The organism is Streptomyces sp. Z423-1 (genome assembly GCF_013009255.1).
GTDB lineage: Bacteria > Actinomycetota > Actinomycetes > Streptomycetales > Streptomycetaceae > Streptomyces > Streptomyces gossypiisoli.
In genome coordinates, this window is sequence record NZ_CP053109.1 from 6192995 (window position 1) to 6206151 (window position 13157).

Sequence of the window (13157 nt, forward strand, 5' to 3'; positions counted from 1 at the left end):
CGGTTGGTCGAAAGCATTGGGCAGGGGGGAATGGGGCGGGTGTGGCGAGCCGCCGACGAAATGCTGGACCGGCCGGTCGCCGTCAAGGAAATGCGCATCGACGGTCTGGACGCCGAGGACGCCCGCACTCGCCGCGAACGCACCCTGCGCGAGGCGCGGGCCACGGCGCGGATCGACCATCCCCACGTCGTCCGCGTCTACGACGTGGTGGACGAGGGCGAGCGCCTGTGGATCGTCATGGAGTTGGTGGCCGGGCGCTCCCTGGAACGGATCATGGCCGAGGACGGGCCGCTCGGGCCGGGCGAGGCCGCCCGGATCGGGCTGGGGCTGGTGGAGGCGCTGCGCGAGGTGCATGCGCGCGGGGTACTGCACCGGGACATCAAGCCGGGGAACGTGTTGGTCGAGGGGGCCGGACGGCGGGTCGTGCTCACCGACTTCGGCATCGCGGCGATCCAGGACGCCAAGGCGCTGACGATGGCCGGGATGCTGGTCGGTTCGCCCGATTACATGGCCCCCGAGCGGATCTCCGGGCGACCGCAAGGGCCGCCGTCGGACATGTGGTCGCTCGGGGCGACGCTGTCGGCGGCACTGGCCGGGCAGTCCCCCTTCTCCCGGGACACAACGCTGGCGACCTTGCACGCGGTGCTGTACGAGGAGCCCGAACTGCCGCCGTCAGCGGGTCCGTTGAGGGGGCTGCTGGGGGCGCTGCTGCGGAAGGACCCCGGGGGACGGCCGGGGGTGGGGGAGGTGGAGGCGGTACTGCGGGGGGTGGCGTTTCCGGAACCGAGGGCCACGCCTTCGCCGACGGTTGTTGTGGTTGAGCCGGGGGTGGGGGCGGGGGCGGAGACGGTGCCGGGGGCTGAGACGGGGCTGGGGGCCGGGCCGTCGGTGCCCGGGGCGGGGTCGGGTTCGGCGCCGGGGCCGGGGGTATGGCCCGTTCCGGGTTCAGGTTTGGTGCCGGGGGCGGGGCCGTCGGTGCGCGGGGCTGAGACGGGGCCGGGGGCCGGGCCGTTGGTGCCGGGGGCGGGGGCGGGTTCTGCGTCGGGGCCGGGGGTATGGCCCGTTCCGGGTTCAGGTTCGGGTCCGGGGGCGGGGCCGTCGGTGCGGGGGGCGGAGACCGAGACGGTGCCGGGGCTGGGGGCCGGGCCGTCGGTGCCGGGGGCGGGTTCTGGTTCTGCGTCGGGGTCGGGGGCGGGTGCGGGTTCGGCGGCAGGGCCCGGGGGATGGCCCGTTCCGGGTTCGGCGCCGGGGTCCGTTCCCTTGCCGACGCCGACGCCGACGCCGACCCCGGCTCCGGCTGAGGCGCCGACGCCGGTTCTGGTGACGCCTCCGCCGGTGGGGCGGGCCGGGGCGGAGGCTGGAGTTTCCCTGGCGCGGGCTCAGGGAGTGCATGGAGCCGGGGAGATACCGCCGGGGAGCGAACTGCCCGGTCCCGCGGTTCCGTCCGGGCCGTCGCCTCGGTCCCGTCGGACGGCGGTAGCCGCCGTGGCGGGCGTGCTGACGGCTGCCGCGGTGGCCGGGATCGTCTGGGCGGCGACATCCAGGGCGCCGGACGGCACCCGGGCGGACGGCACACCACCGGCGGCGTCCACGAGGGCTTCCGCCTCGCCCACGGTCGCGGGCACGTCCCGGCCGCCGAGCCTGCCGCCGGGGGCGCGTGAGGAGGCCGGGGGCTATGCGTGGGTGACACCCGAGGGCTGGCGGCGGGATGTGAAGACGGGTTCGGAGGTGCACTACACCTCTCCCGACGGCACCCAGGAACTGGTCGCCAAGTCCTCGCTGGCCCGGGGCGACCTGATGGACAGCTGGCGCACCTCGGAACGCAATGCCCACCAGGGGCGGGACTATCGCAAGATCCGCCTGGCGGAGACGACGTTCCGCGGCTACCCGGCGGTGGTCTGGGAGTACACCTTCACGCTGGACGGCGTCCCGTGGCACGCCCGGCTGCTGGGCTTCGACGCGAGGGGGAAGTCGTACCAGATCAATACGTGGTACCAGCCGGCCGGGGAGGACACAGCACTGGCGATCTACGAGGACGTGAAGGAGAGCTTCACGCTGCTATGAGGGTGCAGCGGCGTGAAGCTCTCCCCGGGCGCTGCCTAGCCCCGCACCTTGGTGGTCTGCAGCTCGGCCTGGAGGGCGTCCCTCTTCGAGGTCCGCTGCCGGACCACGGCGATGGCGAGCACCACGGCCGCGACGAGCAGCGACAGCAGCACGGTCTTGCGTCCGTCGTGCTCGGTGTCGGTCAGCATGTAGCCGAGCACGAAGACGATCAACGCGGCGGTGGCCCAGGTCAGATACGGGTACAGCCACATCCGCACGACCAGCTTCTCCGGCGCCTCCCGCTGGATGATCTTCCGCATCCGCAGCTGCGAGAAGCAGATGACGAGCCAGACGAACAGCGCCACGGCACCGCTGGAGTTCACCAGGAACAGGAAGACGGAGTCCGGGAACTTGTAGTTGAAGAAGACGGCCACGAAGCCGAAGACGACGGACACGAGGATCGCCGTCCGCGGCACACCCTGACCGGTGGTCCGCGCGAAGGACCTCGGCGCGTCACCGCGCTGGCCGAGCGAGAAGGCCATGCGGGAGGCGGTGTAGAGCCCGGAGTTGAGACAGGACAGCACCGAGGTCAGCACGATGAAGTTCATGATCTGACCGGCGTGCGGGATACCGAGGGAGTCCAGGGCAGCGACGTACGAGCCGTCCTTCTCGATCGACGGGGCGTTCCACGGCAGCAGGGACACGACGACGAAGATCGAGCCGAGGTAGAAGACGGCGACGCGCCAGATGATGCTGTTGGTGGCCTTGGTGACGGCCCGCTGCGGGTCCTCGGACTCACCGGCGGCCAGGGTGGCGATCTCGCTGCCCATGAAGGAGAACACGACGAGCAGCACACCGGTCAGGATCGCTCCGGCGCCGTTGGGCAGGAAGCCGCCGTGCTCGGTGAGGTTGGCCAGCCCGGCCTGCTCGCTGTCGACGCCGGGCAGCAGCCCGAAGACGGCCAGACCGCCGATGACGATGAACGCGCCGATCGCCACGACCTTGATCCCGGCGAACCAGAACTCGAACTCGCCGTAGGAGCCGACGGAGACGAGGTTGGTGGCGGTGAGCACCACCATCACGATCAGGGCCCACCCCCACTGGGGTACGGCCGGAATCCACCCGTTGAGGATCACGGCACCCGCGGTCGCCTCCACGGCCAGCACCACGACCCAGAAGAACCAGTACAGCCAGCCGATGGTGAACCCGGCCCAGGGCCCGAGCGCCCGGTCGGCGTGCGCCGAGAACGAACCCGAGGTCGGGTTGGCGGCGGACATCTCACCGAGCATGCGCATCACCAGCACCACGAGCGTGCCGACGAGAGCGTACGAGAGGAGGATGCCGGGTCCCGCGGTGGCGATGCCGGAGGAGGACCCCACGAAGAGTCCGGCACCGATGACACCGCCGATGGCGATCATCGACAGATGGCGGTTCTTGAGCCCTGCCTGGAGACCGGTTCCGGAACCGGGATCGCCGGTTCCACCGTGGCCCCCGGGGCCGCTTCCGGCCTTCGTCAGGGTCGGCTGCGAAGTCATGGACGGATTTCCTTTGCGCCGGGTGAGCTGTTTCCCGTACGAGCGGTGTACGAGTTGGACCAGTGAATCCGAGGTGAATGGATTCTTGAACCTTTGATTCCAGATCGTTACTTGAGATTTTCCTGAGGTTCAGTGGTGTTGCTCACGCTTTTCGGTCACATTTCGGCGGCGGCCACCCGGCCCTGCCGCCCCGCCGGGCGCATGTCACACTCGTCCCATGCGCGTGTACCTCGGCTCCGACCATGCCGGCTACGAACTGAAGAACCACCTCGTCGAGTGGCTCAGGGCGGCCGGTCACGACCCCGTCGACTGCGGCCCTCACATCTACGACGCCCAGGACGACTACCCGCCCTTCTGCCTCCGCGCCGCGGAGCGCACGGCTGCCGACCCGGAGTCCCTGGGCATCGTGATCGGCGGCTCCGGCAACGGCGAGCAGATCGCCGCGAACAAGGTCAAGGGCGTCCGCGCGGCGCTGGCCTGGAGCGAGGAGACGGCGTCGCTCGGCCGGCAGCACAACAACGCCAACGTGGTCGCGGTCGGCGCCCGGATGCACACGCTGGACGAGGCGACGAAGTTCGTCGAGACGTTCCTGAACACGCCGTTCACGAACGAGGAGCGTCACGTCCGACGCATCGAGATGCTGTCGGCGTACGAGACGAAGGGTGAGCTGCCGCCGATCCCGGCGCACCACCCGCAGCAGGACTGAGACCGGCCCTGCGAGGCTGGGCAGCAGGATTGAGCCTGCCCCTGCGGGCTAGGCGTGGCTGGGCGGCAGGGATTAAGACTGCTGCCCCCGGGGGGCTGGAAGGGACCAGGAACCGTGCCAGAGGGGCACACGATTCACCGGCTGGCGCACGACTACGCCGCCCGCTTCTCCGGCACGGCCCCCCGGGTCACCAGCCCCCAGGGCAAGTTCTCCGACGCCGCGGACCTCCTGGACGGGGCCGTCCTGACCACGACCGAGGCCCACGGCAAGCACCTCTTCCTGCGCTTCCGCGACGCCGACTGGGTCCACATCCACCTGGGCCTGTTCGGCAAGGTCGCCTTCGGTGACGCCCCCGCCCCGCCGCCCACCGACACCGTTCGCCTGCGCCTCGCCAACGACACCGCCTACGTCGACCTGCGCGGGCCGACCACCTGCGCCCTGATCCCCGAGCAGGAGAAGCGGGCGATACACGACCGCCTCGGCCCCGACCCGCTCCGCGACGACGCCGCCCCCGACGCCGCGTACCGGCGGATCTCCCGCAGCCGCAGCACGATCGCCGCCCTCCTCATGGACCAGAAGGTCATCGCCGGCGTCGGCAACGTCTACCGTGCGGAAGTCCTCTTCCGTCATCACATCGACCCATACCGTCCGGGGAAGGACATCACGCCCACCGAGTGGGACGCGCTCTGGACCGACCTCGTCGACCTCATGCGCCAGGGCGTACGGCACAACCGCATCGACACCGTCCGCCCCGAACACACCCCCGAGGCCATGGGCCGCCCACCCCGCGTCGACGACCACGGCGGCGAGGTCTACGTCTACCGCCGGGCGAACCAGCCCTGCCACATCTGCGGCGGCGAGATCCGCACCGCCGGCCTCGCCGCCCGCAACCTCTTCTGGTGCCCGGCCTGCCAGCGAATCTGACTGCGCATCAGAAGCCATGCGGCAGCCAGGGCGCCACCGCCGCCGCCCCGAACCCCACCGCCGCCTCCGCCAGCGCCCCGCGCCGCAGCTCCCGCACCCGCCCGGCCGCCGCCAGCGCCACCAGGCTCACCCCGCCCAGATACGCCGCCCCCAACTCCCGTACGGACAGCGCGAGATCCGCCGCATCGGAGGTACGCGCACAGGACGCCCATTTCGCGTCCCCGGTAAGCCGCCACCGCCCCGCGTTCCAGGGACAGAAGGCATCCTCCACCTCGAACACCACATCCACGGGCGCCTGGTAGGTCCGCGCCTCCAGCGCCGCCCTCACGTCAACCAGCCGTACGTACAAGGAGTCCCGCATCCGTGGCTGACAGCGCCGAATGTCGGACACCAGGTACTGCCAGGCGTCGTCGACCGGCCGACCCCGCACGACCAGCGTCGACGTGAGGTCGATGTCGAACAGGAAACGCCACAGCGCCGCGTCCGCCGCCGGGTCGAGCGCGGCGAGGTCCTGCAGGATCACCCTGCCGTTGTGCCCGGTGACTTCCCAGTCCACCTTGACGCGGTAGCGCGCGTACCCGACCGTCTCCCCGCCCCGCTCGGCGACCACGCACTGCAGCGGCGACGCCCCGTCCCGCCCGCTCTCCGGATCGAGCAGCCCCAGTCGCTCCCAGCCGGGCCGCCGGGACAGCATCCCGGGCCGCTCCGGCACCAGCCGTGCGTACACCGCCTCACACGCGTCGAGGACGTCGGCGGGCGCCGCGTACCGCAGCCGTACGTCGTCGGTACCGGTCGGGACGGACAGCCGTACACGGTTCGTATCGATCTCGGCGCCCAGATGGAAGGTCGCGGCACCGTAGCCGAAGCGACCGTAGATCGGCGGCTCGGACGCCGTCAGGACGGCCAGCGGCTCGCCCCAGGAACGTACGTCGTCCAACTGCCGCCGCATCATGGACGTCAGCACGCCGCGCCTGCGGTGCGTGGCGGCCACACTCACCATGGTGATGCCCGCGGCCGGCACCGAGGCGCCGCCGGGCACGGTCAGCCGGAAACTGAACGCCCCTGCCGTCCCCACGCACGCGTCCCCGTCCCACGCCCCCAGCGAACGGTCGAACTCGGTGAGCGCGTTCCACAGCTCCCGCTCCTCGACGGACTCCGGCACCCCGCCGAAGGCGCGGATCAGGGTGTCGTACCACGGATCGAAGTCGTCCGGTCGCAGCACCCGCAGCTCGGTACCCGGGCGGGTCAGGAAGTCAGTTGCCATGGGCCCATGCCTATCAGGGCATTGCGGGACGAGCGAGGGAATTTCCCCCGCACCTCTCTGACCGACTCCTCTGACTGACTCCGACTGACTCCTCTGATGTCCTGCGACGTGGAACGTCGCCGCGTTTGCTTGCTGCCCGGCGCGGAGCGTTCCTATGGCTGCCCGGCGGAGCCAGGGAATGCGAACAACTGCCCTACAGGTCACCGGCTGTGGTGATCGTCGTGCGAATGGCGATCGCGTGTGCGGTTGTCGGACTACGGTCCGATGTCGTGAAGCTGGTGGTGCAGGTGAAGCTGCTGCCGACGCCTGAGCAGGCGTCGGCTCTGGAGACGACCCTGCGTGCCTGTAACCGGGCGGCCACCTACGCTTCGCAGGTCGCCTTCGCCCAGGACCTCAAGGAGCGCAACGGCCTGCAGAAGGAGGTGTACGCGGACCTGAAGGCGACGTTCGGGCTGTCCGCGCAGCCGACGGTACGGGTCGTGAAGAAGGTCGTCGACGCCTACACGACCCTGAAGGCCAACCTGCGGGCCGGGAACCTCGGCCCGCCCACCTCCAGACGGCACCGCAAGGCAGTCAGCACGCCGGTCGTCTTCCGCCCGGAGGCGGCCCAGCCGTTCGACGACCGTTGCCTGTCCTGGCAGCACGACGCACGCACCGTCTCCATCTGGACCGTGGACGGGCGGATGAGGGGCATCCGCTTCGCCTGCTCGCCCGACCAGCTGAAGACGCTCGTAGCGCACCGCAAGGGCGAGAGCGATCTCGTCCGGCGTGGCGGGAAGTGGTTCCTGGTCGCCACCTGCGACATTCCGGATCCCGAGGAGTACGAGCCGGTCGGCTGGATCGCCGTGGACCGGGGCATCGTGAACCTGGCCACCACCTCCGACGGCACCAATCACCAGGGGCGTCGTCTGGGCCGCTACCGGCGCTGGCAGGCCCGCAAACGCGCCGAACTCCAGGCCAAGCAGACCCGCTCGGCCACCCGCCGTCTCGCCCGCCGCGCACAGAAGGAGCGCCGTCATGCCACCCATGTGAACCACAAGATCAGCAAGGAGATCGTGTCCGTCGCTCAACGCACCGGTCGCGGGATCGCCGTCGAGGAACTCGGCGGGATCCGTGAGCGGGTACGGCTACGCGGCGACCAGCGGGGCGCGCTCTCCTCCTGGCCCTTCCATCAGCTCGGGCAGCACCTGGCCTACAAGGCCAGGTGGGCCAGGGTGCCGTTTGTGGAGGTGGATGCGGCCTACACCTCGCAGCGTTGTCCGCGCTGCGGGCACACCGAGCGGGCCAACCGGCCGACTCGTGATCATTTCTGCTGTCGTCGGTGCGGGCTCGCTGGTCCGGCCGATGTCGTCGCCGGGGTCAACGTGCGTGATCGCGCACGCTCGGCGTGGGTATTCGTCACCATGCCCGTCCCGCTACCGGCCTAGCCGGAGGGTGGGAGATGCGACCCGTGACCGTCCTGTCGTAGGGGGCAGTCGGGAGTGCGACGAGGTGTGAACGGATCGAGCGCACAAGCTCGGCCGTTCACGGCCGAGAAGATGACTGTGAAGTCGAACCTCGGACGGGGGACAAGTGGGACCTCCCGTGCCAAGCAACTGGTCCGATGGATAGGGTCCCGAACTAATGGCAGCAGGACGAGAGCGGCGCGCGGCGGCCGAGACGTTCACGGCCCGGTTGAAGATGAAGTGGCACCGGGCCCGCGTCGGCCTGCGCAGAAGCGCCGTCGACTACTTCCGCGGCGACGGCTCCGACTGGGTCGCGCTGGCCGGTCTGCTCCTCACCATTCCCCTGATCGCCGCCGGCACGCTCGCCAACTCGGTGTGGTGCTCCCCGGCCGTGCTGGTCCTGCCGATCGTCGCGGGCGGCCTGCTGCTGCGCCCGGCCAGCCTGCTCGGTCTGTACGCGGCGGCCGCCACGGCACTGATCGTGGAGTCGATACAGCTCGGCCCCTACACGGAGGGCCCGTCGCGGGTGACGCCGGGCGTCGTCCTGGTCGTCGCCGCGTGCGGCTTCTTCGGTCTGCTGATCGCCCAGTTCCGCAGCCGCGTCGGCGTGCCCTGGCGGCGCGGCGGCACGATGCTGTTCGACCTGCGCGAACGCATCCGGGTGCAGAGCAAGCTGCCGAAGCTGCCGCAGGGCTGGCACCGCGAGATGGCGCTGCGCCCGGCGGGCGGCCAGTCCTTCTCGGGCGACTTCGTGGTCGCGGCGCGTACGAACGGCGGCCGCACCCTGGAGGTCGTCCTCACGGACGTCTCCGGCAAGGGCATGGACGCGGGTTCCCGGGCGCTGTTGCTGTCGGGTGCGTTCGGCGGCCTGCTGGGCAGCCTGCCCCCGCACGCCTTCCTCCCGGCCGCCAACGGCTATCTGCTCCGCCAGGACTGGGACGAGGGCTTCGCGACGTCCATCCACCTCGTCCTCGACCTGGACTCCGGCGACTACGAGCTGTACTCCGCCGGGCATCCGCCAGGGCTCCAGCTCAGCGCGGGCAGCGGCCGCTGGGAGGAGAAGGCGGCCGAGGGGCCGCTCCTGGGCGTGTACGACGGCGCCCAGTTCGACCCCGTCAAGGGCTCTTTGCGCCCCGGTGACGTATTGATGCTCTTCACGGACGGTCTGGTGGAGACCTCCGACCGAGACATCGTCGAGGGCATCGACCGCCTCACCGGCGAGGCCGACCGCTATGTCACCGGCGGTTTCCAGGGCGCCGCCTGGCACCTCATCGAGGCGGTCGCGAAGGACGTCAACGACGACCGCGCCCTCCTCCTGATCTGCCGCGAAGGCCCGACGGCGGCTGCGGCACGCTGAGCCGTGCGGGGACCCTTCCTGCGGAACTTCTGTAGCGCAGCTGTGAAGTTGAGTGGTTGCGGGTGCGATGGTCGGCTGTGAACATGGTGGAGACACAAATGTTCAGCGAGACCAATGTGCGTATGGGGGAGGCGGGTTCGGTATGAAGTTCGACATGGGTGCGCAGACGCTGTCGTCGCTGATGCGTGATTCGCGGGGGTCGAGTGATGATCTCGGGACGCTGATCCGGCAGTTGGTGCAGGCGGCGCAGCCGTTGGAGGGGAAGTTCAACGGTACGGGTCGGGCGATGTTCGACCAGTTCAAGGCGCGGGCGGATGAGATCACGGCGGAGCTGAACGGGTCGTTGTCGGCGATTCTGGGTGGTCAGTCGGGTATGGAGTCGGCGTTCAGCTCGGGTGATCAGGAGCAGGGTGACAATGCGCGGCAGCAGATGGGGGCTGCGAACTTCGATGCGGCGCGGTTCCGCTGAGGCTGTGGGTTCGGTTCGGCTCGGTTCGTTCGGTCTTCTTTCTCGGGGAGTGGTGTGTGATGGCGGGTGCTGGTGCGGATCGTCGGTCGTATGACACGGGTGCGTCGACGGATGCTCAGGCGAACATTCAGGCGGTGATCGGCCGGCTGGAGGAGGTCATCGGTCAGCGGGACCGTCAGGTGAAGGCTGCGATGGCGGACTTCACGGCGGATGGTGTGGCGGATGAGTACCACGGCAAGGAGCAGCGGTGGAACCGTGCTTCGCAGGAGGTGCGGAACATCATTCAGTTGCTGAAGACGACGCTGGAGAAGAACGATGCGACGGCGCAGTCGACGTTGTCGCGGGCGAAGGCGGCGGTGGACAACATCGGCTGAGCGGGCCGGTCGGGTTGCTGGATCTGTAGACGGTACGGGGGTTTGTGGTGCCCGGGTGGGATCTGAAGCCGCAGGGTATTTCGGGTGTGCTGAAGACGACGGGTGAGACGGCGTCGGGCTTCGAGAAGTACGGCAAGTCGTTCGGTGAGCATCTGACGTCGGCGGCTTCGAGTGCGGGCACCATTTCCGCCGAGGGTGGCGGTGAGGGCGGGGAGAAGGCGCAGGGCGGTCTGGTGGCTCTGGCCTTGTCGCAGTACGCGGAGCGTGCGTCGAAGGATCTGCAGTTCGTGGCGGCGCGTGCGGGTAAGTCGTTGCAGGGTGTGGTGGATGCGACGACGGCGTATCTGAACGGTGACATGGAGATGGCGGCGGAGGCGCAGCGCAATACGTTGAAGGCGCCGAAGCTGGATATGCCGGGGGTGGGCGAGGCGTGATCAATCCGTCGCAGATCCCGCAGTTCACCGGTGACCTGGAGCAGTTGGAGACCGACTATGCAGCCCTGAAGACGGACGCGGGGAACGTCCGTGACGCCGGCAGGGATGTGCATTCCCAGTTTCAGGGCTTGTCGGCGTATTACCAGGCGCCGGAAGCCGAGCAGCTGTTCGCCACGACCAAGCCGGTCAAGGACAAGGCGGACGCGTTCGCGGACGATCTGGAGACCGTCTCCGGTGCGCTGTCGGCTTATGCCACCGAGATCCGGCCGCTGAGGGACAGGCTGAAGGAGCTGAAGACCAAGGCGCAGACGTTCGTCGACTCGGTGAGGGACGATGACGAGTGGGAGTACGACGAGGACAAGGTCGGCGAGCACAACCAGCTGCGTGATGACATCACCGCGACGGTGGCCGCGTTTTGGGCGGCGGAGCGGACGTGTCACAACAAGATCACCGCGTTGTGGGGCGGGACGCAGATGGTGGCCGGTGATGGTTCGGAGCGTGCGGATCAGTACGGGTTCTCCGCGGAGGACATGAAGAATGCGAAGCTTCCCTGGGGTGACCCGGTGGAGGAGAAGCATCACTGGTACGAGGTCGGCCACTGGGTGAAGTCGTTCGTGTGGGACGGCCTGATCGTCGACGGTATCTGGGGCACGATCAAGGGTCTGGGCACGCTGGTCGGCTTCGGCGGCTGGGAGGCGATGGGCCAGGCCTGGAAGGGCCTGGCGCAGCTGGCGACCGGTCTGGCGCTTTCCTCGATCCCCGGGGTGGGCACCCTGTTCTGGGCGTTGCCGGACGACAAGTTGCCGTCCTGGATCCGTGATTCGCGCACCGCGATGAAGGAGACGGGCAAGGCGCTGGTGGCGTGGGATGAGTGGGGCAAGAACCCCGCCCGGGCGGCCGGTGCGGTCACCTTCAACGTGCTCACGACCGTCTTCACGGGTGGTGCGGGCGCCGGTGTGGCGGGTGCGGGCAAGGCCGGTGCGGTGGCGCGGGTTTTGGGGACGACGGCGAGGGCCATCGACCCGATGACGTACATCGCCAAGGGCGCGGGGGCCGGTCTGTCGAAGATCGGCGACATCGCCACCAGCCTCAAGGGCGTCGGCAACATCGACATCCCCACCCTTCCGGACGGCTCCGTCCACCTGCCCGACGGCCGTCTGATGGACACGAACGGCAACCTCATCGCGCCCAACGGCGCCATTGACACGACGCCGGTTCCCCACGAGACCGGCGCCCCGACCGGCCCGACGCTTCCGGCCCACTGGACGATCCAGGGCGGCCAGCAGCCGGTGCACGCGGGGGTGCATGCGGGCGACGGCATGACGCACACAGCCGACAACGTCGGCGGCGCCGGGCAGTACAACTCACCCCCGGCGCACACCGGTGGTCCCGTCCCGGGCGGGCACTTCGACCCGACGTCGACTTCGGCGCCGTACGGCCACGCGCCGTCGCCGTCCTCGTACGATCATGCGCCGTCGCCGTCCGCCTACGACCAGACGCCGACCACCGCGCCCCACACGGGCGGCGGTCACCCCGGCGGTACCCCCTGGTATCACCAGACCGCGGACGCTCACCCGGCGCACGACGTCCCGACCACGCCGCACACCGGCGGCCCCGACGTTCCGGGCACCGGCGCCCACGGAACCCCGGACACCCCGCACAGCACGGGTCACGACGCGCCCGGCGGCGGTCACGCCGACGACGCCTCACACGGCGCCGGGCACACGGACGACGTGGCGCACACCGGTGACCACGTGGACGTGGGTGACCACGCGGGCGTCGGGAACGCCGCTGTGGATGCCGCCGCACACCACGGCACCGACGCTCCGGTCGCTCCCGGACACCAGGGCACGGATGTGCCCGGCGGCGCCGGGGAGCCGTTCGAGTACAAGCCGCACGTGTCGAACAAGGAGTGGGCGCAGCTATCGACCGCGGAGAAGCATCGGGTCGCCTATGCGGAGATTTCGGAAGGCACGGTTCCCTTCCCGAGAGACACCGATGCCATCGCGTACGGCCAGGCCTACTGGAACGACTACGCGGACAACATGCCGGCAGAGCGGAAGCAGGCTGTCTGGGACTACACCGACGAGCCGAACTACAGCCTTCCGGCCCCGCACCCCGATGGGTGGGCCACGTACAAGGAGATGAACGGCTACCTGCGGGGCGACGCTTCGAAGTGGAGCCCCTATGTCCAGCACAACATCGACGAGGTCGACAGCGCTCTCGCCGGCCACGCCGTTCCGGAGGACCTGATGGTGGTCCGTGGCACCGGTATCGGGCACCTCAAGCTGGACAGCCCGTTCGACATGCTGGGCAAGACTTACGACGACAAGGGTTATATGTCGACTTCGCTCGGTAATCACCCGGTCGGTGCCTTTGCGGGCGAGGAGGCCATTCTGCACCTGCGGGTTCCCAAGGGAACGCCGGCCCTCTGGGTCGAGAACGTCGGCAAGTTCGGCCAGGGTGAACGGGAGCTCCTGCTGGGGCGGGGCACGGAATACCGGGTGACCCGGGTGTTCATGGAGAATGGGCAAGTGCAGGTCTACGGCGAAGTCCTGCCCAGGAAGTAGCAGAGGAAAGGCATGACCATGAGCCGGGATCCGCGT

The 13157-nt window shown here is 69.6% G+C and carries 11 protein-coding genes; 9 read left to right on the forward strand and 2 right to left on the reverse strand.

Annotation, left to right across the window (positions count from 1 at the left end; genetic code table 11):
* The first annotated feature begins 30 nt into the window (after positions 1–30).
* The gene (locus tag HJD23_RS27830) at positions 31–2064 is read left to right on the forward strand and encodes a serine/threonine protein kinase (protein ID WP_240980830.1); all 2034 of its coding nucleotides are present in this window, start codon (positions 31–33) and stop codon (positions 2062–2064) included.
* Positions 2065–2099: 35 nt separating this feature from the next.
* On the opposite strand, the gene HJD23_RS27835 is transcribed toward HJD23_RS27830, so the two are convergent.
* Entirely contained in the window at positions 2100–3578 is a 1479-nt protein-coding gene (locus tag HJD23_RS27835; RefSeq protein ID WP_171108890.1) for an amino acid permease, read from the reverse strand.
* A gap of 217 nt (positions 3579–3795) precedes the next feature.
* Between HJD23_RS27835 and HJD23_RS27840 the strand changes: the two genes are divergently transcribed.
* Both HJD23_RS27840 and HJD23_RS27845 read left to right on the forward strand, forming a co-directional pair.
* The gene (locus tag HJD23_RS27840; RefSeq protein ID WP_171108888.1) at positions 3796–4284 is read left to right on the forward strand and encodes a ribose-5-phosphate isomerase; all 489 of its coding nucleotides are present in this window, start codon (positions 3796–3798) and stop codon (positions 4282–4284) included.
* Between the two features lie 114 nt (positions 4285–4398).
* Positions 4399–5208: an Fpg/Nei family DNA glycosylase gene (locus HJD23_RS27845; protein WP_171108885.1), complete on the forward strand. Its 810-nt coding sequence runs from the start codon at positions 4399–4401 to the stop codon at positions 5206–5208.
* Between the two features lie 7 nt (positions 5209–5215).
* Here the strand turns inward: HJD23_RS27845 and HJD23_RS27850 are convergent, their stop codons facing one another.
* On the reverse strand, positions 5216–6472 hold the full coding sequence (locus HJD23_RS27850) for a GNAT family N-acetyltransferase (protein ID WP_171108883.1): 1257 nt from the start codon (positions 6470–6472) through the stop codon (positions 5216–5218).
* A gap of 269 nt (positions 6473–6741) precedes the next feature.
* Here HJD23_RS27850 and HJD23_RS27855 point away from each other — a divergent pair, with 269 nt between their 5' ends.
* The 6 genes from HJD23_RS27855 (at position 6742) to HJD23_RS27880 (ending at position 13121) form a co-directional block, all read left to right on the forward strand.
* Positions 6742–7899, forward strand: a complete 1158-nt coding sequence (locus tag HJD23_RS27855; RefSeq protein ID WP_240980831.1) for a transposase — start codon at positions 6742–6744, stop codon at positions 7897–7899.
* A 196-nt stretch (positions 7900–8095) separates the two neighbouring features.
* On the forward strand, positions 8096–9274 hold the full coding sequence (locus tag HJD23_RS27860; RefSeq protein WP_171108880.1) for a PP2C family protein-serine/threonine phosphatase: 1179 nt from the start codon (positions 8096–8098) through the stop codon (positions 9272–9274).
* Positions 9275–9416: 142 nt separating this feature from the next.
* A complete protein-coding gene (locus HJD23_RS27865) occupies positions 9417–9743 on the forward strand; it encodes a hypothetical protein (RefSeq protein WP_171108878.1) in 327 nt (108 codons plus the stop codon).
* Between the two features lie 59 nt (positions 9744–9802).
* Positions 9803–10117: a pore-forming ESAT-6 family protein gene (locus tag HJD23_RS27870; protein ID WP_171134147.1), complete on the forward strand. Its 315-nt coding sequence runs from the start codon at positions 9803–9805 to the stop codon at positions 10115–10117.
* Between the two features lie 44 nt (positions 10118–10161).
* On the forward strand, positions 10162–10551 hold the full coding sequence (locus HJD23_RS27875) for a DUF6507 family protein (RefSeq protein WP_171134081.1): 390 nt from the start codon (positions 10162–10164) through the stop codon (positions 10549–10551).
* Positions 10548–13121, forward strand: coding sequence for an ADP-ribosyltransferase (locus HJD23_RS27880; RefSeq protein ID WP_171134084.1), 2574 nt, complete (start codon positions 10548–10550; stop codon positions 13119–13121). Before HJD23_RS27875 ends, HJD23_RS27880 begins: the two co-directional genes overlap by 4 nt.
* The last annotated feature ends 36 nt before the right edge of the window (positions 13122–13157 follow it).

Coding starts and splice junctions, on each gene's coding strand:
- HJD23_RS27860 (WP_171108880.1), top strand. CDS start 8,096: ATGGCAGCAGGACGAGAGCGGCGCGCGGCGGCCGAGACGTTCACGGCC.
- HJD23_RS27850 (WP_171108883.1), bottom strand. CDS start 6,472: ATGGCAACTGACTTCCTGACCCGCCCGGGTACCGAGCTGCGGGTGCTG.
- HJD23_RS27870 (WP_171134147.1), top strand. CDS start 9,803: ATGGCGGGTGCTGGTGCGGATCGTCGGTCGTATGACACGGGTGCGTCG.
- HJD23_RS27835 (WP_171108890.1), bottom strand. CDS start 3,578: ATGACTTCGCAGCCGACCCTGACGAAGGCCGGAAGCGGCCCCGGGGGC.
- HJD23_RS27830 (WP_240980830.1), top strand. CDS start 31: ATGGGGCGGGTGTGGCGAGCCGCCGACGAAATGCTGGACCGGCCGGTC.
- HJD23_RS27840 (WP_171108888.1), top strand. CDS start 3,796: ATGCGCGTGTACCTCGGCTCCGACCATGCCGGCTACGAACTGAAGAAC.
- HJD23_RS27865 (WP_171108878.1), top strand. CDS start 9,417: ATGAAGTTCGACATGGGTGCGCAGACGCTGTCGTCGCTGATGCGTGAT.